We start from the raw sequence: 23,653 nt of genomic DNA on the forward strand, positions 1-23,653 counted from the left end.
CTCCTGTGTCGTCGTTGACTGGGGATGTGGTCAGTGTGGCAGTGACCCCGCGACGGAGCAATCGTTTTCCCGAGTTCGGGCGCGATGCGATCAGAACAGCGTCTGCGCGCCCTTGTCGTCGGAGCGGGGGACCGCGGCGACGCGCTCGTCGAGGTCGGCCGCCGCGAGCAGGGCCTCGTCGATGAGCTCCCGCGTGGGTTCGCCGGTGAGCCACTCGTCGGCGAACGAGGTGGGGATCAGCACGGGCATCCGGTCGTGGATGTTCGCCAGGTGCGGGGGAGCGGGGCGCATCACGATCGAGTAGCAGGTGACCCACTCGCCGTCGGGCGTGCGGCCCCGCTGTGTCACGGCCGCCATCCCGAACAGCAGCCCCCGGCCGAGACCGAACTCGTGCCAGACGCGATCCGGCTTCTGCATCTCGTACCAGCCGGTCGACGGCACGAGCGCTCGGCTGCGCAACCCGCCCGGCCTGTCCTGCAGCCGCTCCGATCGGGTGTTGATCGAGGGGAACCGCGCCGGCTGCCCGTCGACGAGATACCCCCACCAGGCCGGTTCGAGCACGGCAGCGCCGTCGTGAGCCGTCACGAGCGGATTGAGGTTGCGCAGATTCTTCCCGGTGGGGCGCAGCGTCTCGCCCGCATTCTGCTCGGCCCACGACCGCAGGCCCTCGAGCACCGCGTCATCGGCCTCGGCCAGCAGTTCGGCGTCGGTGAATCGAGGATCAAGTCCGTAGCTCGCGCACATGCCGCCAGGGTAGTCGCGGCCGCAGACACCGGATAGGCCCTGGCGCCGGTAGCCTGGAGCGAGTGACCTCCAACCGCCCGCTGCCGACCTGGGTCGCCCTGGGCGGCGCCGTATCGATCGGCGCGATGACGGCCGTGCAGGCCCGCATCAACGGCGTGCTCGGCGTCCGCATCGATGACGGCATCGTCGCCGGCCTCATCTCCTTCGCCGTCGGACTCGTCTTCCTCATCGTCGTCGTCCTCGCCATGCCGTCGGGGCGAGCGGGCGCCGCGCGGCTCCTCTCGGGCATCCGCACCCGCACCATCCCGTTCTGGATGCTGCTCGGCGGCACCTGCGGTGCGCTCACCGTCACCACGCAGGGGCTGGTCGCCGGCGTGCTCGGGGTCTCGCTGTTCACCGTCGGCGTCGTCGCCGGACAGACGCTGCACGGGCTGCTGCTCGATCGCGTCGGCGTCGGCCCCTCGGGCGTCGTGGCCGTCACTCCGGGGCGCATCATCGGCGGCGCCCTCGCACTCGTCGCGGTGGGCATCTCGCTGGGCGGCGACGTGCTGGCGAACGCGCCGCTGTGGCTGCTGCTCCTGCCGTTCGCCGCAGGCGCGGGCATCGCCTGGCAGGCCGCCGCGAACGGCCGCCTCGCCCGCCGTGTCGCGTCGCCGCTGACGGCGACGCTGATGAGCTTCATCGCGGGCACCGTGGTGCTGCTGGCCGGTGCCGGCGTCAGCATCCTCACCCGAGGGATGCCGGGGGCACCGCCTGCCGAGCCGTGGCTGTACCTGGGCGGCCTTCTCGGCTTCGCCTACATCCTGCTCGGCGCGTGGCTCGTGCCGTACACCGGGGTGCTGCTGCTCGGGCTCGGCAGCGTGCTCGGACAGCTCGTGACCTCGGTCACGATCGACGTGCTCTGGCCCGTCGACCACGGGCCCGCGCTCTGGCAGCTCATGGCGATGATCGTCGTCGCGGCTGCATCCGTCGTCGTCGCGCTGCCACGAAGACGCTGACTCAGCCCTGTCGCTTCTGCGCCTTCTTCTCGCGCTTGCGCTGCTTCTTCAGGCGCTTCTTCTCGCGCTTGCGCTCCTTCTCGGCGCGCTTCTTCTCGTTCTCGGCCTCGCGGCGGGCTCCCTCGCCGTCGGACGACAGGGCATCGCCACCCGCGCGCGGCAGCGCCGTGAGCAGACTCTCGGCGTCCACCGGCTTGCGGTGCCCCGGCTCGCGGCCCTCCGGTTTTCCGCCGACGTACAGCCAGCCCAGCAGCTCCTCGTCGGCAGACAGTCCGTGCAGCCTGGCGACGGGTTCGGAGCGCGTGAGTCCGCCGGTGCGCCAGATGACGCCCCAGCCGGCTTCGTCGAGCAGCAGGCTGAGCGTGTGCGCGACGCCGGAGGCGACGGCCTCCTGCTCCCACCGCGGCACCTTGTCGCTCTTGCGGTACGAGGCGACGATCGCGATGAGCAGCGAGGCGCGCAGCGGCTTGGTCGACGGCTTGTCGTCTCCGTCGGCCTCCGCCAGGGCCGCCCCGAGAGCGAGACGGTCGTCGCCGCGCAGCTCGATCAGCCGCCAGGGTCGCAGCGACGAGTGGTCGGCGACGCGTCCGGCTGCCTCGACGAGCGGAAGCAGCTGCTCACGGGTCGGTGCGTCGTCGGTGACGCGCGACCACGACGTGCGGCACCGGACGGCGTCGAGCGCGCTCACGACTGGTCAGGGGTGAACGACAGTGCCAGCGAGTTCATGCAGTAGCGGTCGCCCGTGGGGGTGCCGAAGCCGTCGGGGAAGACGTGCCCGAGGTGCGAGCCGCACGCCGCGCAGCGCACTTCGGTGCGCACCATGCCGAGAGAGGTGTCCTCGATGAGCTCGACCGCCTCGGGCCGCACCGACTCGTAGAAGCTCGGCCAGCCGCAGCCCGAGTCGAACTTCGTGCCGCTGCGGAACAGCTCCGCGTTGCAGGCGCCGCAGGTGTAGAGACCCGCGCGCTCCTCGTCGAGCAGCTCCCCGGTCCACGGGCGCTCGGTCGCCGCGGTGCGCAGCACCGCGTACTGGTCGTCGCCGAGCGCGGCACGCCATTCCGCATCCGTCTTATTCACGCTGTAAGCCATGCATCCATTCTCACCCCTGAGCGGGCGACGGGCGCCGTCGAGCGGCCTCCTTCCGGCGCGCTGAGAGAATGGCCGGATGACGGATGCTGTCGCCGATCGCTACGACCGCTTCGCCCGCGACGAGGCGCCAGGGCGCAGCGACGTGTACGCCGAGTGGGCGGCGGGGGTGGCCGCGGACGTCGAGGTGCAGAGCATGCTCGAGCGGCTGACTCCGCAGCACCGCCAGCCGCCTCTGGTGTTCGCCGTCTCGCGCCTGCTCGGCGCACCGGTCGCCGGATATCCGCAGTGGCGGGCGTTCCTGCTCGCGCACGCGGGCGAAGTGGTCGAAGAGTGCGCGCGGCGTGGCGTGCAGATCAACGAGCCGCTTCGCCTCGCGGCTCTTCTGCCCGCACTCAGCATGATCGACGGCCCGATCGCGCTGCTCGAGCTCGGTGCGGCGGCGGGGCTGTGCCTGTACCCCGATCGGTTCTCGTTCCGGGTGGACGACGCCGATGGCGTCGCGCGTCTGCGTCTCGACCCGCACGACGGGCCGTCGCAGGTCCTGCTCACCAGCGCGGTCCAGGGCGAGCTGCCACCCCTTCGGCTGCCCGAGGTCGTCTGGCGCGCGGGCGTCGATCTCGATCCGATCGATGTGCGTGCGCCCGGCGACCGCACCTGGCTGCAGTCGCTGATCTGGCCCGGCGAGCACGCGCGCGCCGAGCGGATCTCCGGGGCGATGGCGATCGCTGCCGCCGACCCGCCGCTGCTGCGTGCTGGGGATGCGATCGAGCAGCTGGATGCGATGGCCGCCGCCGCCCCGGCCGATGCCACGCTCGTCGTCACGACCCCCGGGATGCTCGTGTACCTGCCCCGTGCGCGGCGGCTGGAGCTCATCGATCGCATCCGCGCGTTCGATGCGCGCTGGATCACCATCGACCCGCCGGCGCTGCACGACGCGTGGCGGCCGGCCGTCGACGCCGCCGCCTTCCGCGGCTTCGCCGTCGCACTCGACGGACAGGTGGTGGCGGATGCCGATCCGTTGGGGCGGTGGTGGGAGTGGCGCGCGGGTGTCTCGCCCGACCCCGCGTAGCCTGAGCACATGCTCGGTGACCTCTCTGATCGCGATAAGGCGATCCTGACGCTGGAGGCGGCCTGGCCGCGGCACGGCGGCATGAAGGAGGAGACCATTCGCGCGCAGCTGGGCATGAGCCCTGCCCGGTACTACCAGCTGCTCGGACGGCTGATCGAGACCGAGGCCGCCCTGGAGTTCGACCCTCTGCTGGTGCGCCGGCTGCGGCGCCTCCGTGATGCGCGCGCGGTGCAGCGCACGGCGCGCATGCGCGGATTCGTCGGCTGACCGCACCGGTCGCAGTCACTCGGCCGCCGCGCGCTCCGTGCGGACTCACGGGAGGCGCCCGCTAGCATCGAGGGGTGCAGAAGTCCCCCCGCGATCGATTCGATGACGTCCCGCGCGCCACTGGGCGGGTCGGCGCGCACCGCGCCGAGCAGCCGGGCATGAACGGCCTCGTCGTGCTGCTGTGGTCGGCCGCGGTCGCCCTGGTGCTGATCGTGTGCGGCATCTTCGTGACTCTCGTGATGATGGACCGCATCTCGCTGTTCGGAGGCGACGAGCCGACACCCGCGCAGACTCAGCCCGGCGTCGTCGCAGAGCTCGACACGTCGTACCGCGTGCTGATCCTCAATGCGACGCCCGAAGAGGGACTCGTCGCCGAGGTGCGCGAGACGCTGCTCGCCGAGGGCTGGTCGACGGACGACGTGTTCGGCAGCGACGGGTCCTCGCAGGAGTTCTCGAAGACCACGGTCTTCTATGTCGCGGACGATGATGAGGGAGCCGCGCTCGGGCTCGCCGAGCTTCTCGGCGGCGCCGACGTGCAGAAGAGCGACTTCTACGCTGCGCTGAACGACTCCGATGAGCCTCAGCTGACGGTCGTGGTCGGCCTCGACCGTGTCGAGAGGACGCAGAGCACCGAGACTCCTGCGCCCTGACCCCGGGCGCGCCCCTTCCGCGGTCCCGGCGGCTTGCACTCTCATGGGTCGAGTGCCAGACTGGGTTTAGCACTCGAACAGTCTGAGTGCTAACACCCCATCGCCTACGTCCGGGAGGGACGAAAGACTCATGGCAAAGATCATCGCTTTCGATGAGGAGGCCCGTCGCGGCCTCGAGCGCGGCCTGAACATCCTGGCCGACGCCGTCAAGGTGACCCTCGGCCCGCGCGGTCGCAACGTCGTGCTCGAGAAGAAGTGGGGAGCCCCCACGATCACGAACGACGGTGTGTCGATCGCCAAGGAGATCGAGCTCGATGACCCGTACGAGAAGATCGGTGCGGAGCTCGTCAAGGAGGTCGCCAAGAAGACCGACGACGTCGCCGGTGACGGAACCACCACCGCGACCGTCCTCGCTCAGGCACTGGTCCGCGAGGGTCTGCGCAACGTCGCAGCCGGCGCCGACCCCATCTCGCTCAAGCGCGGCATCGAGAAGGCCGTCGCGGCCATCACCGAGGACCTGCTGAACAGCGCCAAGGAGATCGAGTCCAAGGAGCAGATCGCCGCCACCGCGTCGATCTCGGCCGCCGACCCCGCCATCGGCGAGCTGATCGCCGAGGCGATCGACAAGGTCGGCAAGGAGGGCGTCGTCACCGTCGAGGAGTCGCAGACCTTCGGCACCGAGCTCGAGCTCACCGAGGGCATGCGCTTCGACAAGGGCTACCTGAACCCCTACTTCGTCACGGACCCCGAGCGCCAGGAGGCCGTCTTCGAGGACCCGTACATCCTCATCGCCAACCAGAAGATCGGCAACATCAAGGACCTGCTGCCCGTCGTCGACAAGGTGATCCAGGACGGCAAGGAGCTCGTCATCATCGCCGAGGACGTCGAGGGCGAGGCCCTCGCGACGCTCGTGCTCAACAAGATCCGCGGCATCTTCAAGTCGGTCGCCGTCAAGGCTCCTGGCTTCGGCGACCGCCGCAAGGCTCAGCTGCAGGACATCGCGATCCTGACCGGCGGCCAGGTCATCACCGAAGAGGTGGGCCTCAAGCTCGAGAACACCACGCTCGACCTGCTCGGCCGTGCGCGCAAGGTCATCGTCACCAAGGACGAGACCACGATCGTCGAGGGCGCGGGCGAGCAGTCCGCCATCGAGGGTCGCGTCACCCAGATCCGTCGTGAGATCGAGAACACCGACAGCGACTACGACCGCGAGAAGCTGCAGGAGCGCCTCGCGAAGCTGGCCGGCGGCGTCGCCGTCATCAAGGCCGGCGCCGCGACCGAGGTCGAGCTCAAGGAGCGCAAGCACCGCATCGAAGACGCCGTCCGCAACGCGAAGGCAGCCGTCGAAGAGGGCATCGTCCCCGGCGGTGGCGTCGCGCTGCTGCAGTCGGCCAAGGTCCTCGACACGCTCTCGCTCGAGGGCGACGAGGCGACCGGTGCGGCCATCGTCCGCGTCGCTATCGAGGCTCCGCTGAAGCAGATCGCCATCAACGCCGGCCTCGAGCCCGGTGTCGTGGCGCACAAGGTCGCCGAGCTCCCCGCGGGCCAGGGCCTGAACGCTGCCACCGGCGAGTACGGCGACATGTTCGCACAGGGCATCATCGACCCGGCCAAGGTCACCCGCTCGGCGCTGCAGAACGCAGCGTCGATCGCCGGTCTGTTCCTGACCACCGAGGCCGTCGTCGCCGACAAGCCCGAGAAGGCTCCGGCCATGCCGGCTGACCCGTCGGGCGGCATGGACTTCTGATCCTGACGATCTGAAGAACTGCAGAGAGCACCCCCTGTCGTCACGGCAGGGGGTGCTCTCTTGCGTACGCGGCGTCCGGTGCGCGTCGGTCGTGGTCAGCGGAACAGGCTGGCCGAGTACTGGTCGGCGTCCGCGTACTGGGCTGCGGCTGAGCCGAGCGCCGCGCTGATCGACCCGAGCACCTGCTCGACGTGCATCTGCGCGCCGCGCCACTGCTCACTGCACTGCTGGAAGGCCGCGGCGGCGGCGCCTGTCCACGACGACTGCAGCTGTGCGAGCTGCGCCATCAGCGCTGCCGACTCGCCCTGCAGGCGTTCCATGGTGGCGTAGGCGGCACCGTTCGCGGCCTGGACCGCGTCGGTGTCGACGGTGAAGACGGACATGGGATCTCCTCTCGATGGGCTTCCGACACTAGGAGTGGCCGCACGGCGGAAAGGAGCCGTCTCCCAGCATCCGTGCAGAGGTCGACGGACGAGACGGATGTGCAGGACGAGTGGGGAGTCAGAGCTCGAGGCGGTCGATCGGCTGCGTCTCCTCGAGCAGATGGGCCGGCGTCGCCTGCGACGGCGCCAGAGGCAGCGAGACGATGAAGGTCGCGCCGCCGCCCGGAGTCTCGTCGACGGAGACCGTGCCGTGCAGCGCCTCGACGATGGAGGCGACGATCGCCAGCCCGAGGCCGGAGCCGCCGGTCTCCCGCGCGCGCGACGTGTCGGCGCGCCAGAAGCGCTGGAAGATCTGCTCGCGGATCTGCGGGGGGATGCCGTCACCGTGGTCGACGATCGAGATCGTGCCGACGCCCGCGCGGCGGTCGGCGCCGACGACGAGCTCGATGGGGCTGTCGTCGGGCGAGAACCGGCGCGCATTGCCGAGCAGATTCGTGACGACCTGACGCACCTTGTTGTCTTCGCCGAGCACGATCGGGGGCGTCCGTACCGGGGCATCCGTCGCCTCGGTGAAGTCGATCGCCGGTACGGGAGTCGCCGGCCGGGGCCGCCGGCGGAGGCGCGCGAGGGCGCTCGCAGGGCGTGACGGGGTCGGGCGCGTCGGGACGGGTGCGGGCGCTGTGCTCGGCGCACCGTGCAGGCGCAGCTCTCCTGAGTCGTCGGCGGTCGTGTCGATCACGGTGATCCGGCGTCCGGGAGCGGCGACGCGCAGATCGAGCGCCGCGTCGCGGGCGATCGGGCGCAGATCGAGCGGCTCGATCTGCAGCTCGCGGGAGCGCTCCTCGTCGAGCCGGGCGAGCGCGAGCAGATCCTCCACGAGCACGCCCATGCGGATGGCCTCCTTCTCGATGCGCTCCATGGCCCGCGACGTGTCCTCCTCGCCGGTGATCGCGCCCATCCGGTACAGCTCGGCGTACCCGCGCACACTCACCAGCGGCGTGCGCAGCTCGTGACTGGCGTCGCCGATGAACCGGCGCATGTTCTGCACCGTGCGATCGCGCTGCGCGAGCGACTGATCGACGCGGTCGAGCATCGTGTTGATCGCCGCGTTCAGCCGCCCCACCTCGGTGGTCGGCTCGAGGTCGGTGAGGCGCTGGCTGAAGTCGCCGGCGGCGATCGCCATCGCCGTCGACTCCACGTGGCCGAGCCGGCGGAAGGTCAGCGTCACGAGGCCCCGGGTGAGCAGCGCCGCGAGCAGGATCGTGACGAGCGCCACCGTGGTGTACACCGCGACGTAGGTGGCGACGATGCGGTCGGCCTCGTCGAGGGGCAGCGCGACGATCTGCACGTAGGTGAGCCCCTGGGGGTCCTGCGCCGACTGCGCCGATGCGACGGCGCTGTACGACTCGCCGTCCTCGCCCTGTAGCGTCACCACCTGGTCGCCCTGGGTCACGGTGTCCTGCAGGGTGAACGTGGAGGGGAAGTCGGGGCGGGGAGCGGATGCCTGACCCCCTGCCTGGGCGACGAATTCACCGTCGGCGGTGTAGAACGCGACCGTGAAGTCCGTGGGCCTCGGCGCGACCTCGGTGGGGCTGAACACGAGCCTGCCGCCTTCGGCTGAGACGTCGAAGAAGCGCTCGGCCTGCCCCGTGGTCGCGAGGGCCGGCAGCTGGGCGTCGATGTTGTTGATCATCGCCCCGCGCAGGATCGGCACCGTGCCGATGCCGGCGATCATGAGTCCGAGCGCGAGCACCGCGACCGTGACACCGGTGACCTTGGCGCGCAGGCTGATCCGCCGCCACCAGCGGGTGACGGAATCGGGCTCGCCTGCCATGACCTGCTCTGGCCGTCCGCTAGGCGGACTTGCCGACCTTCAGCATGTAGCCGAAGCCGCGCTTGGTCTGGATCACCGACTCCTCGGTGTGCGGGTCGATCTTGCGGCGCAGGTACGAGATGTAGCTCTCGACGATGCCCGCGTCGCCGTTGAAGTCGTACTCCCACACGTGGTCGAGGATCTGCGCCTTCGACAGCACGCGGTTCGGGTTGAGCATGAGGTACTTCAGCAGCTTGAACTCGGTCGGGCTGAGCTCGATCGGGATCTTGCCGACGAACACGTCGTGGGTGTCCTGATCCATCGACAGCTCTCCGGCGCGGATCAGGGACTCCTCGTCGGCCTGCATGGTGCGGCGCAGGATCGCCTGTGCGCGGGCGACGATCTCGTCGAGGGCGAAGGGCTTGGTGACGTAGTCGTCGCCGCCGGCGTTGAGGCCCTCGATCTTGTCCTGGGTGTCGTCCTTGGCGGTGAGGAAGAGGATGGGGGCGGTGAAGCCCGCGCCGCGAAGGCGCTTGGTCACGCTGAACCCGTTCATGTCGGGCAGCATGACGTCGAGGATGATCAGGTCGGGCTCCTCTTCGAGGACGGCCGAGATGGTGGCGGCGCCGTTCGCGACGGTCCTCACCTTGAACCCGGCGAAGCTGAGACCCCGGGAGAGCAGGTCGCGGATGTTCGGCTCGTCGTCGACGACCAGGATTCGCGCATCAGTCATGCCCCCATTATGGTGACTTCGGCCTTGCGTCGGCTGATTGCCTGCGGCGCGGGCGTCAGGAGGCCAGCGACGAGTCGACCGCGCGCGCGACGACGTCGGCTATCGCGGCATCCGGATCGACCGTGATCCGGTGCAGCAGAAGGCCCTCTGCGGCTGCCATGAGGAAGACCGTGCTGCGGGCGGCGCTCTCGCCGCCCAGTGCGAGCAGGATGCCGTGCACCCAGGCCTCCATGCCGATCCGCTGCTCGCGCAGCGGGCGGACGGCGTCCTCGTCCCCTTCGAGGAAGAGCGCGTAGCGGGCTCGGGTCCGTGCGGCGAGCGGGCCGGACTCGACCTCGATCATCCGGCTGAGGGCGGCGACGAGCTCGTCGCGCGAGCGGATCTCCGGGGTGCCGGCATCGCTGCGGTCCGACGCGGCCATCCACTCGATGACGCCGGCGACGAGCGCCGCGCGCGTGCGGAAGTGGTTCGAGGTCGATCCGGCGGGCAGGCCGGCGGCGGCATCCACTCGGCCGTGGGTGAGGGCGCGGATGCCCTCGGTGCCGATGAGATCCACGGCGGCTTTCAGAGCCCGTCGACGAGTGCTGCTCACGGGTCGAGCTTACGCAACTATATTCGTAGTGACATCCCACTATGAACGTAGTACCATGCTCGCATGGGATACGCAGTGCTGGGGGCCTGGCTCGTCCAGGCGGCCGTCGGGACGATGCTCCTGGTGGGCTGGGCGCGACACGCTCGCGGTGCGGCCGCGGGCTCCGTGCTCTCGCACGCGATGCTCATGGTGGGCTTTCTGGTGCCGTGGTCGCTGTTCATCGCCTCCGGCAGCCCCTTCTGGGCATGGGCCGCCGTCGCGGTGCTCTTCGTCGGCATCCCCTTCGGGGACGCGATGATGGTCGGCCGATCCCGCAGCATCCGCGGCGAGACGAATCCAGGGCTGCGCGATTACGGCTCCGCGGTCGGCACCGTGTTCAGCGGGCTGATGCCGCCCAAGGTCACCTTCCACGCGCTCTTCAGCGCTGTCGTGTTCTTCGGCTCTGTCGCCCTCGCTGTCGTGGCGACCATCGGCGCGGCGGCAGGCGGCCCCGTCTGATCTCGGTCCGTCCGCGATGGTCCGAGGAGTAGCGTCGATCGCATGGATGAGGACGGGTCCGGCGGCGACAGCGCGTGCTGGCTCTCGCAGGTGTGCCCGGAGTGCGGCGCGCTGCTCGACGACCTCGCAGCGCCCTGCTGGCGCTGCGGGCTGACGCCGGGGGAGACCTCGACGACCGCACCCGGTGGGAGCTAGCCGGGCGACCCCGGCCGCGTGTCAGGCGGCCAGGTCCACGGCATCCATGATCGTGTAGCTGTAGCCCTGCTCTGCGAGGAACCGCTGGCGATTCTGCGCGTAGTCCTGATCGACGGTGTCGCGGGCGATCAGCGTGTAGAAGCTCGCGGTGTGGTTCGACTGCTTGGGGCGAAGCAGACGTCCGAGGCGCTGAGCCTCCTCCTGGCGCGACCCGAACGAGCCCGACACCTGGATCGCGACAGACGCCTCCGGAAGGTCGATCGAGAAGTTCGCGACCTTCGACACCACGAGCAGCGAGATCTCGCCCTCGCGGAACTGGCGGTAGAGCTCCTCCCGCTCGTCGATCGGCGTGGCGCCGGTGATCTGCGGAGCGTTCAGCGCCTGCGACAGGCTCTCGAGCTGGTCGAGATACTGACCGATGACCAGGATGCGCTCTCCGGGGTGCTTCGCGATCAGCTCGCGGACCGCGGTGATCTTCGCGGGCGCGGATGCCGCCAGCCGGTAGCGCTCGTCGTCGGTCGCGGCCGCGTACTCCAGCCGGTCGCTCGGCGGCAGGTCGACGCGGACCTCGTAGCAGGCGGCGGGAGAGATGAAGCCCTGCGCCTCGATCTGCTTCCACGGTGCATCGAAGCGCTTCGGCCCGATCAGGCTGAAGACGTCGCCCTCGCGACCGTCCTCGCGGACGAGCGTCGCGGTGAGGCCGATGCGGCGGCGGGCCTGCAGATCGGCGGTCAGCTTGAAGACGGGTGCGGGAAGCAGGTGCACCTCGTCGTACACGATGAGGCCCCAGTCCATCTCGTCGAGCAGCGAGAGGTGGGCGTACTGTCCCTTCCTCTTCGCGGTGAGGATCTGGTACGTCGCGATCGTGACAGGCTTGACCTCCTTGGCCTGCCCGGAGTACTCGCCGATCTCCTCGGGGGTGAGCGAGGTGCGCTTGAGCAGCTCGTCGCGCCACTGCCGCGCCGAGACCGTGTTGGTCACGAGGATCAGGGTGGTGGTGCCGGTCGCGGCCATGGCGCCGGCGCCGACGATCGTCTTGCCCGCACCGCAGGGCAGCACGACGACGCCCGAGCCGTCCTTCGCGAAGGCGTCGACGGCCTGGCGCTGGTAGGGCCGCATGGTCCAGCCGTCCTCGTCGAGCTCGATCTCGTGCGGGGTGCCTGGGGTGTAGCCGGCGAGATCCTCGGCGGGCCAGCCGATCTTGAGCAGCTCCTGCTTGATCTGTCCGCGCGCCCAGGCATCGACGACATAGCTGTCGGGGGAGGGGTGGCCGATCAGCAGCGGCTGGATGCGCTTGTTGTTCGCCACCTGCGCCAGCACGGCGGGGTCGGTCGATCGCAGCACGAGCGCGCCTTCGTCGTCGCGCTCGATCACGAGCCTTCCGTAGCGGTTGACCGTCTCGCGCAGGTCGACCGCCACAGACGGAGGCACGGGGAAGCGCGAGTACCGGTCGAGCGTCTCGATCATGTCGTCTGCCGTGTGTCCCGCCGCGCGCGCGTTCCACAGCCCGAGCCGGGTGATGCGGTAGGTGTGGATGTGCTCGGGAGCGCGCTCCAGCTCGGCGAAGATCGCCAGCTCGTGCCGTGCGGACTCGGCGTCGGCGTGCGCGACCTCGAGCAGCACGGTGCGGTCGCTCTGGACGATCAGGGGGCCATCAGACATAGCAGACCAGTCTACCGGCCGCGCAGCAGGTCGGACCGACGTCGGTCAGCTCTGCAGCATGCGCACCGACACGATGCTGCGCACCGGGAGGGTGCGCTCGACATCGGCGGCCCGATCGCGGCCGCGCAGCCGCCCGCCGCCGAGTCCCGCCGCCTCGAGCGTGAGCTCGCGGCGCGAGCCGTCGGGCATCGCGACCTCGACGAGCACCACGGCCTTCGCGCGCACGGCGGCCTCGAGCTCGCGGTCGAGCCACGCGGCGTCGGCGTCAGGCCCCTGGTGAGAACGCAGCCGCGCGATCAGTGCGGTGTAGGCGTCGTCGTCACGACTGTCGGGGCCTGCGATCCTGGCGCGGCCGGCTGCGACGCTGCGCCCGCTGCCGTCGACGAGGGTCGCCGGGTACCTGGCATCCGTCAGCGCCCACGCGACCGCCTCGGCGCCCACTCGCGTGACCAGTCGGTCGCCTTCGCGGATCAGTCCGAGCGGGCGCAGGTTGCGGTCGATCTCCATCGCCTCGAGCAGGTGCGCGTCAGCGCTCGTCACGGAGGTGCCGCCATCGGCATCCGGCCGCACCCGCACGAGTCCGTGCCTGGTGGCGGTCTGCCCGACCAGGTACTCGAGAGGCTGCGGAACGCCGGTCAGCGAGATCTCGCGCAGAAAGCTCAGGATGCCCTCGGCGGTGTCGCCCTCGACCAGAGCGCGCGACACGGACTCGGTCGTGAACCGATACGACGACGCCTGCGCGGGGTCGTGCTCGGTCATGGCGCGCAGACGGTTGTCGAGCACGGGCTGGAGCGGGCCGGGGGCGATGGCCGAGAGGTCGTTCTGCAGGAAGATGCGATCGACCTCCGACGGCAGCAGCGACTGCAGCGCCGAGCTGTCGAACGGCTCGTTCCCGTGCAGGGGTGCTCCCCATGCCGGTACCGTCCAGGCGCTGTCCCCGCCCGCGAGCAGTCCCAGCCGCCAGGCGAGATCCCGCAGGTGCCCGGCTCGGGCCGGCCATTGCGCGTCCCAGGGGTGGATGTGCGGCCACGCGCTCGCCGCAGCCTCCCGGATGCCCGACGGCAGGGCGTCTCTGAACCGCGATGCCACCAGGGTCCAGCGATCGGCGAAAGACGCGTCCAGCCACTCCTCGGCGTCGCTGGTCAGCCGCAGCTCCCGATCCACGCGCCGGGCGAGGCGGGCGAGCTCGGCGAGGTCGCGCAGCGCATCGAGGTCGCCTTCGTCGAGCAGCCGGCGCTTCTCGGTCGCGCTGAGCGCACCGGTCGCCACGAGCGCGAGGGGCGCGGTGCGCGCGGCCAGCAGCAGCTCAGCGAGGCCGCCGACCGTGGCGAACGCGCGCTCCGCCGCACGGGCGGAATCCGTGTCGGATGCCGGCGCCGGGCGGGCATCGCCGGAATCCGGGATATCGGCCTGCGCCTCGATGACCGCACGAACCGGCGGCAGCACCCGGCCATCCGCGTCGAGAAGGCCGATGCCGGCATCGCCGATGTCGACAGTGTCATCGGGCCCTGCATCTCGTAGCGCGCGCGCCTGGACGAGGGTGAGACGGGCCAGTGCCCGCTCGATCGATGCCGGCTCGAGGAGCGCCTCCGCCGCGTCGAAGAAGTCGGACCACCCGACGTCGGCGCGCACGGCCCGCTCACGCAGCATCCGCTCCAGCTGCGCGTCGCTCGCAGCGGCGAGCCGGTCAGCGAGCGGACGGGCGTGAGTGCTCATGTTCAGGACCCGGAGCCCGTGCGTCCCTTGCGAGCCCAGCTGAGCACCAGCAGGGTGATGATCATCAGGAAGGCGATCGGCAGGCCGAAGAGCGGAAGGCCTGCGACGAACGGCCAGACGCCGTGTCCGAACGCGGACTGATCCATCCCCACGGCGGTGCCGATGATGATCGAGAAGAAGCTGATCACCGATGCCGCCGCGAGACCGAGCGCGGTGAAGGCGAGGAATCGCTCGAGGCGGCCGGTCTTCGGCGCGCTGCTGTCGTCGTGCTTGCTCATTGCTCTCAGCGTATCCCCTGTGCGCATGGGCGGACGGGTAGGCTGGAGGGGTCGCGCCGCCGCGCGACGTCTCCATCTTCGTGTTTCAGTGAGGTTCTCCCATGCCCACCGGCAAGGTCAGGTTCTACGACGACGAGAAGGGGTTCGGCTTCATCGCATCCGATGACGGTCAGGACGTCTTCCTGCACGCCTCTGCCCTTCCTGCAGGCGTCTCCGTGAAGAAGAACGCACGCGTCGAGTTCGGTCTCGCCGACGGGCGCCGCGGTCCGCAGGCGCTGTCTGTGCGCGTGCTCGACGCTCCGCCCAGCCTCGCGAAGGCGGCGCGCAAGCCGGCCGACGACATGGCGGTGATCGTCGAAGACCTCGTGCGCATGCTCGACGAGATGGGCGGCGATCTGCGCCGCGGCCGCTACCCGTCCGCCGCGCGAAGCCGCACGGTCGCCGCTGTTCTCCGCAAGGTCGCTGATGACCTCGAAGCCTGACGACCTCGCCGCCGCGACCCGCGATCTCGCGCTCGCCGCGCTGCACGAGATCACGCCCGCATCGACCGTCGGACCGGTCGCCGGACACACCGTCGAAGAGAGCGGGGCCGTCTCGCTGCGCTTCGAGAACCGGCTGCCCGGCTATCCCGGCTGGTTCTGGACGGTCACGGTCGCCCAGGTCGACGACTCCGAGCCGACCGTGCTCGAGGTCGAGCTGATGCCGGGCGACGGCGCGCTGCTCGCACCCGACTGGGTGCCGTGGGCAGAGCGTCTGGCCGAGTACCGCGCGCACCAGGCGGAGCTCGCCGCTCAGGCCGAGGCGGATGCCGCGGACGGCGCCTCGGATGCCTCCGATGAGGATTCCGAGAGCGACGAGCCGGACGACGAGGACGACGATGTCGAGGACGACGATGTCGAGGACGAGGACGATGTCTCGCCGCGTCTGCACGCGGGCGACGTCGACGGGGTCGACATCGACGAGCTCGATGAGGACGAGTCCGATAATGACGAAGAAGACGACGACGAGTCCGACGATGACGAGTCCGACGAGGACTCCGACGCCGAGGACGACGAATCCGAGTAGCCGGGAACCCGGCATCCGGGCCTGAGGACTGAACGAGGCCCCTCCTGATCTCAGGAGGGGCCTCGTCGCTGTTCGTCGGGGATTCAGCCCTGGTGGGCGAGCACGTGCTCGATCGAGCGGATCAGCTGACGCACGTCGTCGGGTTCGATCGAGACGAACGTCGCGATGCGGAGCTGATTGCGGCCGAGCTTGCGGTACGGCTCGGTGTCGACGATGCCGTTCGTGCGCAGGGTCTTCGCGACGGCCGCCGCGTCGACGCTCTCATCGAAGTCGAGGGTCGCGACCACGGGCGAGCGGTGCTCGGGGTCGATGACGAAGGGGGTCGCGACCGACGACGCCTCCGCCCAGTCGTACAGCAGGCCCGACGATTCGGCGGTGCGTGCGGCTGCCCAGCCGAGTCCGCCGTTCGCGAGGATCCATTCGAGCTGGCTGTCCAGCAGATGCAGGGTCGCGAGCGCCGGGGTGTTCAGCGTCTGGTTCAGGCGGGAGTTGTCGACCGCGTTCTTCAGGCTGAGGAACTCGGGGATGTACCGTCCCGACGCGGCGATGCGCTCGATGCGGTCGACCGCCGCAGGCGACACGGCCGCGAACCACAGTCCGCCGTCCGACCCGAGATTCTTCTGCGGTGCGAAGTAGTAGACGTCCGCCTCGGCGACGTCGAAGTCGATGCCGCCCGCTGCGCTGGTGGCGTCGATGACCGTCAGCGCGCCGTCCGCGGCGACTCGCCGAACGGGGGCGGCGACGCCGGTGGACGTCTCATTGTGCGGCCAGGCGTACACGTCGACCCCGTCGACGACCTCTGCGGAGGTCAGCGATCCGGCATCGGCGGTGCGCACGTCGGGCGCATCGAGCCAGGGCGCCGCGGCGGCCTTGGCGAACTTGCCGCCGAACTCGCCGAAGACGAGGTTCTGGCTGCGGCGCTCGATGAGGCCGAACGCGGCGGCATCCCAGAACGCCGTCGAGCCGCCGTTGCCGAGGATGATCTCGTAGCCGTCGGGAAGACGGAACAGCGCCGACAGGCGCTCGCGCACGCTTCCGACGAGGTTCTTCACGGGCGCCTGGCGGTGCGACGTGCCCAGCAGGTCGGCACCCGCCGAGGCGAGCGCGTTCACCTGCTCGAGGCGCACCTTCGAGGGGCCGCAGCCGAAGCGTCCGTCGGCGGGCAGCAGTTCGCGGGGGATCTCGATCGACATGGCTCGATTGTAGAGGCGGGCGGGGTGTCCGCCGTGCCCCGTGACGGGCTCGACGTCTGACCCGCAAGGTAGGCTTGCCTAAGAACTCCGGAGGGCATGAATGACCGATCTGATCGACACCACAGAGATGTATCTGCGCACCATCCTCGAGCTCGAGGAGGAGAACATCGTGCCGCTGCGCGCGCGCATCTCCGAGCGTCTCGGTCACTCCGGCCCCACGGTGTCGCAGACGGTGGGTCGCATGGAGCGCGACGGTCTGGTCGTCGTCTCCGAAGACCGCCGCCTCGAGCTGACCGACGACGGTCGCCGCAAGGCCGTCGACGTGATGCGCAAGCATCGCCTCGCCGAGCGGCTGCTGTCCGACGTGATCGGCCTCGACTGGGCCTACGTGCACGAAGAGGCCTGTCGGTGGGAGCACGTCATGAGCGAGCAGGTCGAGCGCCGTCTCGTCGAGCTGCTGGGCCACCCGACCGAGTCGCCCTACGGCAACCCGATCCCCGGACTCGACCAGCTCGGCGACGTCGAGACGCCGGCCTTCGAGACCGGTGTCGTGGGTCTGGTCAAGAAGCTGGATGCCGCGGGCGGTCCGATCACGGGCACCGTGCGCCGCCTCGCCGAGCCCGCTCAGGTCAGTCCCGACCTGCTCGAGCAGCTGCGCGACGCGGGTGTCGTGCCGGGGGCGAGCGGCGACTACCGCTACAGCGAGGGCTACGTTCTGATCCAGATGGACGGTCGTGACGAGGGTCTGGAGCTGCCGGTCGAACTCGCGTCTCACATCTTCCTCGTGGGAGAGAACGCCTGATCAGAGGCAGGTCTTCACCCTGTGGAGATGATTGCCAGGTTCGCAGGGTGACAGAATCGTTATCTTCCGGTAACGTCGGTGAGGTCGTCGGAGAAGAAGCCCGCCGATGACGCATCGCGAAGATCGCCTCCCTGGCTCGTCGTCTTCGCGAAGAGTTCGCACAACGTGCCGTGTGACATACGTGCCCGAGAAACGACATTGCTGACGAGCCTGCGCTGCCCGAAGCGCGGAGGCGCAGGAGGAATCCCTTTTGGCCGAAGAAATCGTCCCGACCGAGTCCGCTGGCAACCTGGAGCCGACCCGACGTCGAGCACCCCGTGCAGCCCGCTCGAGCGTCAAGCCCATGCGCACCGTCGCGATCCTCGGTGCCGTGTGCGCCCTGGTCGCCGGCGTCGCCCTTCCCGCCCTGGCGTCTGCCAAGCCTCTGCCTTCCGAGGCGGCCACTCTGCAGCAGATGGCCTTCGACGACGCGCAGTCGCTCGTCGTCGCCTCCGAAGCCACCAGTGCTCCGATGGAGCGCGGCACCTACTCCGCGACCACGCCCGATGAGATCGCGAAGAAGCAGGCCGAAGAGGCCGCCAAGAAGCGGGCGGCTGCTGCTGCAGCCGCTGCGGCCGCAGCAGCCCGCGTGTCGTCGAGCACGGGCGGTCAGGTCAGCGACGCCGATCTGCGCCTCATCTCGGCTGGTTCCGGCGCAGTGCGCTATCCGCTGCCTCAGGGCTCGTACTACGTCAGCCGCACGGTCGGCGGCGGCCACGAGGGCGCCGACATGGTCGCGCCCGCAGGCACCCCGATCTTCGCGGCCACCAGCGGCGTGGTGCGCGTCTCGTCCGAGAGCTACGGCGCCTACGGCGTCGCTGTCGTGATCGACTCGGTCGTCGGCGGCAAGCGCGTGTCGACCACGTACGCGCACATGACGAACGGCACCCGCGGCGTGCAGGCCGGACAGACGGTCGAGGCCGGACAGTTCATCGGCAAGGTGGGCAACACCGGTCGCTCGTACGGCGCTCACCTGCACTTCGAGGTCAGGATCAACGGCTCGATCGTCGAGCCGATCGGCTGGCTCCGCGCCAACGCCGGCTGACCGCCGCCTCACCGTGGCGTTCAGCCTCGATACGTCCGTCGTTCACGTGGATGGGTTACCCTGAACGCGTCGTCGAACGGACGGGAGAAGCTGATGGAGTCGATACCGGGCATCCGCACCATGGATGCGCTCGGTCGTCTGGTCCTTCGGCAACGCCCGCAGATCCGACTCGGTCTGACCGAGCGCGAAAGGCGCTGTCTCTAGACAGCGCCTTTCTTCGTATCCGCGTTCCTCCTGATCCGCTCGACGGCGTGTGAGTCGAGAGTGCCGGGAAGCCATCCCGGCGGATCGAGAGGATGACGACGATGCGCACACTGGTCCTGAACGCCGGATACGAACCGCTCACGGTGGTCTCGTTCAAGAGGGCGATGGTCCTCGTGATGAATGACAAGGCCAGCGTCATCGAGCGCGTCGAAGACGATCCCGTCATCGCCGGGCTGAGGCGCTACGACCGGCCCGTGGTGATCCTGCTCACACGCTACGTGCGGGTGCCGACCGCCCGTCGGCAGCCGGTCACCCGAAGAGGGGTGCTTCGCCGCGACGACCACAGGTGCGGGTACTGCGGCAAGACGGCCTCCACCATCGACCACGTCATGCCCCGCTCCCGCGGGGGAGCGGACAGCTGGGAGAACCTCGTCGCGTGCTGCCTTCGCTGCAACAACGCGAAGAGCGACCGCACGCCGCAGGAGATGGGGTGGGAACTGCGCCGAACCCCCAGGCCTCCTCACAGCGGGACCTGGGTGGTCCGCGGGGCGGAGCGAGGAGATCCCGTCTGGGAGCGCTACCTGGCGCTGGCGGCATAGTCGCGAGGCGGCGACTAGACTTGTCGGGCGCCTTCGTAGCTCAGTCGGATAGAGCGGCCCTCTCCTAAAGGGCAGGTCGCAGGTTCGAATCCTGTCGAGGGCACACACACGAAGAGCGGGCCGCCCCGGAGGGCGGCCCGCTCTTCGGATCAGTCGGATGTCAGTGAGCTGCGTGATAAGCCTCGAGCACGTCGGCGGCGATGCGCCCGCGCTCAGAGACCTTCAGCCCCTGCTTCTTCGCCCATTCGCGGATCTCGACCGTGTCCGAGCTGCGTGCCGTGCGGCGGCGCGGGGCGGACGGACGTGCTGCGCTGGAACCGGCAGCGCGACGGCCCGCATCGATGTAGGGAGCGAGGGCGTCACGCATCTCCTGAGCGTGTGAATTCGTCAGATCGATCTCATAGGCGACACCATTCAGCGCGAAATGGACGGTCTCCCCCTCGCCCACGTCGAGCAGCGTTCCATCGATATCGTCGACAAGCTGGTGCACAATTCTTCGAGCCATACCGAAAACAGTATTTGATCCCATATGCACCGTGCAATCGCCGACGTGCATTTCCGGAAATGAATGCGCCGTGAATGCGTCTTGTCTGTCAGGGAAGAAGGCCGGCGCGTCGAGCCCGCGCCACCGCGGCGTGCCGTGTCGATGCGTCGAGTTTCGACATGGCCGCGCCGAGATACGCCTTCACCGTGCCCTCGCGCAGACCGAGCTGCGATGCGATCTCCGCATTCGTCGCGCCGAGCGCGGCACAGGCGAGGACGTCGGTCTCGCGGGGGGAGAGGCGGACGGTGCTGGTCGGTCCCGTCGTCGCAGCCGGCTCGGCGGACGATGCTCCGACCAGGCGACGCTCCACGGCGGCGATGCGTTCACGCACCGTCTCGTCCGTTACGGATGCCGCGATGCTGCGCAGCTCGGCGAAGCTCTCCCTGATGTCCTCGAGATGGGTCCCATCGAGCGCCGGCTCGGGGCGCATCGCCCGGATGCGACGCTCGACCTCGTCGCGGATGTGCAGTTCGTTGGCGATGTTCTGGGCGACGCTCATCGCCGGAGCGGTCGTCACCCCGCCGATCTGCGACTCCTCCCATGCCCCGGCGTAGAGCACGCCTCGCGGCCGGCCCTCCACGACGATCGGCAGCGCGAGCAGCGTGCGCAGTCCCTCTCCCAGCACGAACACGTCGTAGTCGTGGGTGATCTGCTGCGATGTGCGGTAGTTGTTCGTCATCCGGGGGCGCAGCTCGATCATCGCGCGTCCACCGAGCCCGCGTTCCGGCCGCACATTGAGGCCGTCGAGGCTGTGCGTCCGGTTGCCGACGATGCTCGTGACCCGCACGACGCCGTCTTCGATCAGGCCGCCGAAAGCCACCGGGAACCGGGTGCGCCTGGCGAGCTCGCGCACGCCGTCGGCGACCAGATCCTCGGCGGTCGCGATGCGCTTCTCGGCTTCCACTGTTACCAACTTTCGGGGGTGACGACCGAACCCGCCGGTTTCGTAGCGTCGACGATACCACCGCGTGTCACCCCGTCACGCGATGAAGGACATGTGGCAAGGAGGCCCCATGACAGAACCGACGACGGGCGATTCCTCTCGCGGAATCGACTACATCGCTGTCGACGAATCCGAGAGGTTCCAGGCGCTGAAGAGACTCCAGCGGTCATTCATCTTCCCGATGGCCGCGTTCTTCCTCCTCTGGTATTTCGCCTACGTTCTTCTGGCCGCTTTCGCGACCGATTTCATGAGCCAGCGCGTCTGGGGCGATATCACGGTCGGCCTGCTCATGGGGCTCGGACAATTCGTCACGACCTTCGTCATCACGATGGCGTACGTGTCATTCGCGAATCGCCGGCTGGACCCCATTGCGACCGAGATCCGTGATGAGCTCGAGAAGGCGGAGGCCCGCGCATGACCGCCATTCCCGTGGCCGCGGAAGCGGTCAAGAACGACCCGGTGCTCAACATCGCGATCTTCGGCGCGTTCGTGGCGGTGACGCTGTTCATCGTGATCCGGGCCAGTCGCAACAACAAGACCGCGGCCGATTACTACGCGGCCGGTCGATCGTTCAGTGGCACCCAGAACGGGTTCGCGATCGCCGGCGACTACCTCTCAGCCGCGTCGTTCCTCGGCATCTGCGGAGCGATCGCGATCAACGGCTACGACGGATTCCTCTACTCGATCGGATTCCTCGTGGCCTGGCTGGTGGCACTGCTGCTCGTCGCGGAGATGATGCGCAACACCGGCAAGTTCACGATGGCCGACGTGCTCTCGTTCCGGCTGAAGCAGCGCCCGGTGCGCATGGCGGCGGCGCTCACCACGCTTGCCGTGTGCTTCTTCTACCTGCTCGCGCAGATGTCGGGTGCCGGCGGGCTCGTCTCTCTGCTTCTCGGCATCGACGACAAGCTCGGTCAGTCGCTCGTCATCGCGATCGTCGGCGTGCTGATGATCGTCTACGTGCTGATCGGCGGGATGAAGGGCACCACCTGGGTTCAGATCGTCAAAGCCGTGCTGCTCATCGCCGGCGCTCTGGCGATGACCGTGTGGGTGCTCGCGCTGCACGGCTTCAACCTGAACACCCTGCTCGAGACAGCCGTCGACAACTCGCCCAACGGCGACAAGATCCTCGGCCCTGGTCTGCAGTACGGGGCGAACCCGCTCGACTTCCTCTCGCTCGGCATGGCGCTCGTGCTGGGCACCGCGGGTCTGCCGCACGTGCTGATGCGGTTCTACACGGTGCCGACCGCGAAGGAGGCTCGCAAGTCGGTGGTCTGGGCCATCTGGCTCATCGGCGGCTTCTACCTGCTCACGCTCGTGCTCGGCTACGGCGCGGGTGCACTGGTCGGGCCGGAGACCATCGCCGCAGCGCCCGGTGGGGTCAATTCGGCGGCACCGCTCCTCGCACAGGCGCTCGGCGGCTCGCTGCTCATGGGCTTCATCTCTGCTGTCGCGTTCGCCACGATCCTCGCGGTCGTCGCGGGGCTGACGATCACGGCCGCCGCATCGTTCGCGCACGACATCTATGCGAACGTGATCAAGCGCGGCCAGAACGCCGACCCCGCGGGAGAGGTGAGGGTCGCACGCCGCACGGTGATCGTGATCGGCATCCTGGCCATCATCGGCGGCATCGGCGCGCAGGGGCAGAACATCGCCTTCCTCGTCGCCCTCGCGTTCGCCATCGCGGCTTCGGCGAACCTGCCGACGATCCTCTACTCGCTGTTCTGGAAGCGCTTCAACACGCGCGGTGCAGTGTGGAGCATGTACGGCGGCCTGATCGCCGCCATCGGCCTGATCGTCATCTCGCCGGTCTTCTCGGGCAACGAGAAGGCGATGATCCCCGGCATCGACATCGCGATCTTCCCGCTGAACAACCCGGGGATCATCTCGATCCCGCTCGGGTTCCTGCTCGGCTGGATCGGCACCGTCACGGCGAGGACGGCGGAGTCGCGTGCCCTCGCCGCAGAGATGGAAGTCCGCTCGCTCACCGGCTATGGTGCCGAGAAAGCGGTGGAGCACTAGAGCTCTCCCCAGAGATACCCGAGTGCCGTGATCCCCAGCACGGCAGGAGCGGAGCCCGGCGGCCTACACGCCGGGCTCCGCTTCGTTCACGAGCCCGACGCCGAGGCGTCGCGCTCGAGATCGAGCAGGTAGCGCTTGCGCTCGGGATACGCGCCGTAGTGGCCGGGGGTGCCGTCGGAGCGGATGACCCGGTGCACCGGGACCACCACCGAGAGAGGTGTGAGCCGGCACGCCGTGCCCACCGCTCGTGCCGCCCCCGGACTGCCCGCGATGACTGCGACCTCGCCGTAGCTCATCGTCTCGCCCCAGGGGATCTCGCAGACGGCCTGCAGCGCCGACCGGGCGAACCCGTCGACGAGCCTCCAGTCGAAGGCGAAGCGCTCGTCGAAGCGCACGGGCTGGCCGTCGAAGTACGCATCGAGGGCGTCGGTCAGCTCGTCGGCCGCGCCCGGCACCGGCTCGGGGACGGCGCCGAGCCGTCGGGTGACGCTCTCGAGCAGCCACGGCACACCGGGGTCCGCCGACTCCGAGAGGTCGAAGCTCACGATGCCGGCATCCGAGAACACCGCGAGCGCGTCGCCGAACGGGGTGGGTGCGAAGTCGTAGCGAAAGGTCATGTCCCCATCCTGCTCTTCGCAGCGACACACGCCCGCCGTCGGCCCGGCGCCCGTGGAGAACCCCGGCCGTTCTCCGATCTGTGCAGAAGTGAACCCACACCGCCGACAGCGAGCGGAATCACGGCGAAATCGGCCTGGAATACCGC

Annotated in this window: 27 protein-coding genes, 1 tRNA gene and 1 pseudogene; 15 read left to right on the forward strand and 14 right to left on the reverse strand. The window is 69.3% G+C overall.

Features of this window, described 5'->3' with window-relative positions; all coding sequences use genetic code 11:
• Window positions 1-90 precede the first annotated feature (90 nt).
• Entirely contained in the window at window positions 91-744 is a 654-nt protein-coding gene (locus AB0N59_RS07840) for an SOS response-associated peptidase family protein (protein ID WP_363481053.1), read from the reverse strand.
• 62 nt (window positions 745-806) lie between these two features.
• Here AB0N59_RS07840 and AB0N59_RS07845 point away from each other — a divergent pair, with 62 nt between their 5' ends.
• Window positions 807-1,742, forward strand: coding sequence for a DMT family transporter (locus AB0N59_RS07845; protein ID WP_363481056.1), 936 nt, complete (start codon window positions 807-809; stop codon window positions 1,740-1,742).
• A 157-nt stretch (window positions 1,743-1,899) separates the two neighbouring features.
• Here AB0N59_RS07845 and AB0N59_RS07850 read toward each other — a convergent pair.
• Both AB0N59_RS07850 and msrB read right to left on the reverse strand, forming a co-directional pair.
• Window positions 1,900-2,430, reverse strand: a pseudogene (locus AB0N59_RS07850) (nitroreductase family protein); the annotation flags it as partial.
• The gene (gene msrB, locus AB0N59_RS07855) at window positions 2,427-2,831 is read right to left on the reverse strand and encodes a peptide-methionine (R)-S-oxide reductase MsrB (RefSeq protein WP_363481059.1); all 405 of its coding nucleotides are present in this window, start codon (window positions 2,829-2,831) and stop codon (window positions 2,427-2,429) included. The pseudogene AB0N59_RS07850 and the gene msrB, both read right to left, overlap by 4 nt.
• Before the next feature lie 76 nt (window positions 2,832-2,907).
• On the opposite strand from msrB, the gene AB0N59_RS07860 reads away from it, so the two are divergent.
• The 4 genes from AB0N59_RS07860 (at window position 2,908) to groL (ending at window position 6,564) form a co-directional block, all read left to right on the forward strand.
• Window positions 2,908-3,900, forward strand: coding sequence for a DUF2332 domain-containing protein (locus tag AB0N59_RS07860; protein WP_363481062.1), 993 nt, complete (start codon window positions 2,908-2,910; stop codon window positions 3,898-3,900).
• Between the two features lie 9 nt (window positions 3,901-3,909).
• A complete protein-coding gene (locus tag AB0N59_RS07865; protein WP_363481065.1) occupies window positions 3,910-4,167 on the forward strand; it encodes a DUF3263 domain-containing protein in 258 nt (85 codons plus the stop codon).
• A gap of 74 nt (window positions 4,168-4,241) precedes the next feature.
• Complete coding sequence (locus AB0N59_RS07870) at window positions 4,242-4,817, forward strand: LytR C-terminal domain-containing protein (RefSeq protein WP_363481068.1); 576 nt, start codon at window positions 4,242-4,244, stop codon at window positions 4,815-4,817.
• 130 nt (window positions 4,818-4,947) lie between these two features.
• Window positions 4,948-6,564 carry a chaperonin GroEL gene (gene groL / locus AB0N59_RS07875; protein WP_363481070.1) on the forward strand — a complete coding sequence of 539 codons (1,617 nt, stop codon included), beginning with the start codon at window positions 4,948-4,950 and terminating at the stop codon, window positions 6,562-6,564.
• 95 nt (window positions 6,565-6,659) lie between these two features.
• On the opposite strand, the gene AB0N59_RS07880 is transcribed toward groL, so the two are convergent.
• The 4 genes from AB0N59_RS07880 to AB0N59_RS07895 all read right to left on the reverse strand — a co-directional run bounded on the left by AB0N59_RS07880 (window position 6,660) and on the right by AB0N59_RS07895 (window position 10,085).
• Window positions 6,660-6,947: a WXG100 family type VII secretion target gene (locus tag AB0N59_RS07880; RefSeq protein WP_363481072.1), complete on the reverse strand. Its 288-nt coding sequence runs from the start codon at window positions 6,945-6,947 to the stop codon at window positions 6,660-6,662.
• A 118-nt stretch (window positions 6,948-7,065) separates the two neighbouring features.
• On the reverse strand, window positions 7,066-8,781 hold the full coding sequence (locus tag AB0N59_RS07885) for a HAMP domain-containing sensor histidine kinase (protein ID WP_363481075.1): 1,716 nt from the start codon (window positions 8,779-8,781) through the stop codon (window positions 7,066-7,068).
• Window positions 8,782-8,800: 19 nt separating this feature from the next.
• Complete coding sequence (locus AB0N59_RS07890) at window positions 8,801-9,493, reverse strand: response regulator transcription factor (protein WP_204974275.1); 693 nt, start codon at window positions 9,491-9,493, stop codon at window positions 8,801-8,803.
• Window positions 9,494-9,548: 55 nt separating this feature from the next.
• Entirely contained in the window at window positions 9,549-10,085 is a 537-nt protein-coding gene (locus AB0N59_RS07895; RefSeq protein WP_363481078.1) for a TetR family transcriptional regulator, read from the reverse strand.
• A 63-nt stretch (window positions 10,086-10,148) separates the two neighbouring features.
• Between AB0N59_RS07895 and AB0N59_RS07900 the strand changes: the two genes are divergently transcribed.
• Both AB0N59_RS07900 and AB0N59_RS07905 read left to right on the forward strand, forming a co-directional pair.
• Window positions 10,149-10,583, forward strand: a complete 435-nt coding sequence (locus tag AB0N59_RS07900; RefSeq protein WP_363481081.1) for a hypothetical protein — start codon at window positions 10,149-10,151, stop codon at window positions 10,581-10,583.
• Between the two features lie 42 nt (window positions 10,584-10,625).
• Window positions 10,626-10,778, forward strand: coding sequence for a hypothetical protein (locus tag AB0N59_RS07905; RefSeq protein ID WP_363481084.1), 153 nt, complete (start codon window positions 10,626-10,628; stop codon window positions 10,776-10,778).
• 21 nt (window positions 10,779-10,799) lie between these two features.
• Here the strand turns inward: AB0N59_RS07905 and AB0N59_RS07910 are convergent, their stop codons facing one another.
• From AB0N59_RS07910 to AB0N59_RS07920, 3 genes are read right to left on the reverse strand one after another with little or no spacing between them, the layout of a single operon-like run.
• Window positions 10,800-12,440 carry a DNA repair helicase XPB gene (locus AB0N59_RS07910; RefSeq protein WP_363481087.1) on the reverse strand — a complete coding sequence of 547 codons (1,641 nt, stop codon included), beginning with the start codon at window positions 12,438-12,440 and terminating at the stop codon, window positions 10,800-10,802.
• Window positions 12,441-12,485: 45 nt separating this feature from the next.
• A complete protein-coding gene (locus tag AB0N59_RS07915) occupies window positions 12,486-14,156 on the reverse strand; it encodes a helicase-associated domain-containing protein (protein WP_363481090.1) in 1,671 nt (556 codons plus the stop codon).
• Window positions 14,157-14,158: 2 nt separating this feature from the next.
• The gene (locus AB0N59_RS07920) at window positions 14,159-14,434 is read right to left on the reverse strand and encodes a multidrug ABC transporter ATPase (RefSeq protein WP_363481093.1); all 276 of its coding nucleotides are present in this window, start codon (window positions 14,432-14,434) and stop codon (window positions 14,159-14,161) included.
• 101 nt (window positions 14,435-14,535) lie between these two features.
• On the opposite strand from AB0N59_RS07920, the gene AB0N59_RS07925 reads away from it, so the two are divergent.
• Both AB0N59_RS07925 and AB0N59_RS07930 read left to right on the forward strand, forming a co-directional pair.
• A complete protein-coding gene (locus AB0N59_RS07925; protein WP_204974270.1) occupies window positions 14,536-14,916 on the forward strand; it encodes a cold shock domain-containing protein in 381 nt (126 codons plus the stop codon).
• Window positions 14,900-15,499, forward strand: a complete 600-nt coding sequence (locus AB0N59_RS07930; protein ID WP_363481096.1) for a DUF3027 domain-containing protein — start codon at window positions 14,900-14,902, stop codon at window positions 15,497-15,499. The genes AB0N59_RS07925 and AB0N59_RS07930 overlap by 17 nt, the downstream gene beginning before the upstream one ends.
• 83 nt (window positions 15,500-15,582) lie before the next feature.
• Here AB0N59_RS07930 and serC read toward each other — a convergent pair whose 3' ends face one another.
• Window positions 15,583-16,692, reverse strand: coding sequence for a phosphoserine transaminase (gene serC, locus AB0N59_RS07935; protein WP_363481099.1), 1,110 nt, complete (start codon window positions 16,690-16,692; stop codon window positions 15,583-15,585).
• A 100-nt stretch (window positions 16,693-16,792) separates the two neighbouring features.
• Here serC and AB0N59_RS07940 point away from each other — a divergent pair, with 100 nt between their 5' ends.
• The 4 genes from AB0N59_RS07940 to AB0N59_RS07955 all read left to right on the forward strand — a co-directional run bounded on the left by AB0N59_RS07940 (window position 16,793) and on the right by AB0N59_RS07955 (window position 19,484).
• Window positions 16,793-17,494 (forward strand): metal-dependent transcriptional regulator, encoded by a 702-nt coding sequence (locus AB0N59_RS07940; RefSeq protein ID WP_204974267.1) that lies wholly within the window; start codon window positions 16,793-16,795, stop codon window positions 17,492-17,494.
• 343 nt (window positions 17,495-17,837) lie between these two features.
• Window positions 17,838-18,578: a M23 family metallopeptidase gene (locus AB0N59_RS07945; RefSeq protein WP_363481102.1), complete on the forward strand. Its 741-nt coding sequence runs from the start codon at window positions 17,838-17,840 to the stop codon at window positions 18,576-18,578.
• A 305-nt stretch (window positions 18,579-18,883) separates the two neighbouring features.
• Window positions 18,884-19,381: an HNH endonuclease gene (locus AB0N59_RS07950; RefSeq protein WP_363481105.1), complete on the forward strand. Its 498-nt coding sequence runs from the start codon at window positions 18,884-18,886 to the stop codon at window positions 19,379-19,381.
• A gap of 29 nt (window positions 19,382-19,410) precedes the next feature.
• Window positions 19,411-19,484, forward strand: a tRNA-Arg gene (locus tag AB0N59_RS07955).
• Window positions 19,485-19,541: 57 nt separating this feature from the next.
• Here AB0N59_RS07955 and AB0N59_RS07960 read toward each other — a convergent pair.
• On the reverse strand, window positions 19,542-19,886 hold the full coding sequence (locus AB0N59_RS07960) for an Lsr2 family protein (protein ID WP_363481253.1): 345 nt from the start codon (window positions 19,884-19,886) through the stop codon (window positions 19,542-19,544).
• An 88-nt stretch (window positions 19,887-19,974) separates the two neighbouring features.
• Entirely contained in the window at window positions 19,975-20,829 is an 855-nt protein-coding gene (locus AB0N59_RS07965) for a LuxR C-terminal-related transcriptional regulator (RefSeq protein WP_363481108.1), read from the reverse strand.
• A 109-nt stretch (window positions 20,830-20,938) separates the two neighbouring features.
• Here AB0N59_RS07965 and AB0N59_RS07970 point away from each other — a divergent pair, with 109 nt between their 5' ends.
• Entirely contained in the window at window positions 20,939-21,286 is a 348-nt protein-coding gene (locus AB0N59_RS07970; protein WP_363481256.1) for a DUF485 domain-containing protein, read from the forward strand.
• On the forward strand, window positions 21,283-22,890 hold the full coding sequence (locus AB0N59_RS07975; RefSeq protein WP_363481111.1) for a sodium/solute symporter: 1,608 nt from the start codon (window positions 21,283-21,285) through the stop codon (window positions 22,888-22,890). The genes AB0N59_RS07970 and AB0N59_RS07975 overlap by 4 nt, the downstream gene beginning before the upstream one ends.
• Before the next feature lie 86 nt (window positions 22,891-22,976).
• Here AB0N59_RS07975 and AB0N59_RS07980 read toward each other — a convergent pair whose 3' ends face one another.
• Window positions 22,977-23,507, reverse strand: a complete 531-nt coding sequence (locus tag AB0N59_RS07980; RefSeq protein ID WP_363481114.1) for a methylated-DNA--[protein]-cysteine S-methyltransferase — start codon at window positions 23,505-23,507, stop codon at window positions 22,977-22,979.
• Window positions 23,508-23,653: the final 146 nt, after the last annotated feature.

Source organism: Microbacterium sp. NPDC089321 (genome assembly GCF_040684935.1).
In the GTDB taxonomy this organism is placed as follows: domain Bacteria; phylum Actinomycetota; class Actinomycetes; order Actinomycetales; family Microbacteriaceae; genus Microbacterium.

What these genes read in the sequence shown, in the direction of transcription:
- AB0N59_RS07840 (WP_363481053.1), bottom strand. Translation starts at nt 744, where the DNA reads ATGTGCGCGAGCTACGGACTTGATCCTCGATTCACCGACGCCGAACTG.
- msrB (WP_363481059.1), bottom strand. Translation starts at nt 2,831, where the DNA reads ATGGCTTACAGCGTGAATAAGACGGATGCGGAATGGCGTGCCGCGCTC.
- AB0N59_RS07860 (WP_363481062.1), top strand. Translation starts at nt 2,908, where the DNA reads ATGACGGATGCTGTCGCCGATCGCTACGACCGCTTCGCCCGCGACGAG.
- AB0N59_RS07865 (WP_363481065.1), top strand. Translation starts at nt 3,910, where the DNA reads ATGCTCGGTGACCTCTCTGATCGCGATAAGGCGATCCTGACGCTGGAG.
- groL (WP_363481070.1), top strand. Translation starts at nt 4,948, where the DNA reads ATGGCAAAGATCATCGCTTTCGATGAGGAGGCCCGTCGCGGCCTCGAG.
- AB0N59_RS07880 (WP_363481072.1), bottom strand. Translation starts at nt 6,947, where the DNA reads ATGTCCGTCTTCACCGTCGACACCGACGCGGTCCAGGCCGCGAACGGT.
- AB0N59_RS07885 (WP_363481075.1), bottom strand. Translation starts at nt 8,781, where the DNA reads ATGGCAGGCGAGCCCGATTCCGTCACCCGCTGGTGGCGGCGGATCAGC.
- AB0N59_RS07890 (WP_204974275.1), bottom strand. Translation starts at nt 9,493, where the DNA reads ATGACTGATGCGCGAATCCTGGTCGTCGACGACGAGCCGAACATCCGC.
- AB0N59_RS07900 (WP_363481081.1), top strand. Translation starts at nt 10,149, where the DNA reads ATGGGATACGCAGTGCTGGGGGCCTGGCTCGTCCAGGCGGCCGTCGGG.
- AB0N59_RS07905 (WP_363481084.1), top strand. Translation starts at nt 10,626, where the DNA reads ATGGATGAGGACGGGTCCGGCGGCGACAGCGCGTGCTGGCTCTCGCAG.
- AB0N59_RS07910 (WP_363481087.1), bottom strand. Translation starts at nt 12,440, where the DNA reads ATGTCTGATGGCCCCCTGATCGTCCAGAGCGACCGCACCGTGCTGCTC.
- AB0N59_RS07915 (WP_363481090.1), bottom strand. Translation starts at nt 14,156, where the DNA reads ATGAGCACTCACGCCCGTCCGCTCGCTGACCGGCTCGCCGCTGCGAGC.
- AB0N59_RS07920 (WP_363481093.1), bottom strand. Translation starts at nt 14,434, where the DNA reads ATGAGCAAGCACGACGACAGCAGCGCGCCGAAGACCGGCCGCCTCGAG.
- AB0N59_RS07925 (WP_204974270.1), top strand. Translation starts at nt 14,536, where the DNA reads ATGCCCACCGGCAAGGTCAGGTTCTACGACGACGAGAAGGGGTTCGGC.
- AB0N59_RS07930 (WP_363481096.1), top strand. Translation starts at nt 14,900, where the DNA reads ATGACCTCGAAGCCTGACGACCTCGCCGCCGCGACCCGCGATCTCGCG.
- serC (WP_363481099.1), bottom strand. Translation starts at nt 16,692, where the DNA reads ATGTCGATCGAGATCCCCCGCGAACTGCTGCCCGCCGACGGACGCTTC.
- AB0N59_RS07940 (WP_204974267.1), top strand. Translation starts at nt 16,793, where the DNA reads ATGACCGATCTGATCGACACCACAGAGATGTATCTGCGCACCATCCTC.
- AB0N59_RS07945 (WP_363481102.1), top strand. Translation starts at nt 17,838, where the DNA reads ATGCGCACCGTCGCGATCCTCGGTGCCGTGTGCGCCCTGGTCGCCGGC.
- AB0N59_RS07950 (WP_363481105.1), top strand. Translation starts at nt 18,884, where the DNA reads ATGCGCACACTGGTCCTGAACGCCGGATACGAACCGCTCACGGTGGTC.
- AB0N59_RS07960 (WP_363481253.1), bottom strand. Translation starts at nt 19,886, where the DNA reads ATGGCTCGAAGAATTGTGCACCAGCTTGTCGACGATATCGATGGAACG.
- AB0N59_RS07970 (WP_363481256.1), top strand. Translation starts at nt 20,939, where the DNA reads ATGACAGAACCGACGACGGGCGATTCCTCTCGCGGAATCGACTACATC.
- AB0N59_RS07975 (WP_363481111.1), top strand. Translation starts at nt 21,283, where the DNA reads ATGACCGCCATTCCCGTGGCCGCGGAAGCGGTCAAGAACGACCCGGTG.
- AB0N59_RS07980 (WP_363481114.1), bottom strand. Translation starts at nt 23,507, where the DNA reads ATGACCTTTCGCTACGACTTCGCACCCACCCCGTTCGGCGACGCGCTC.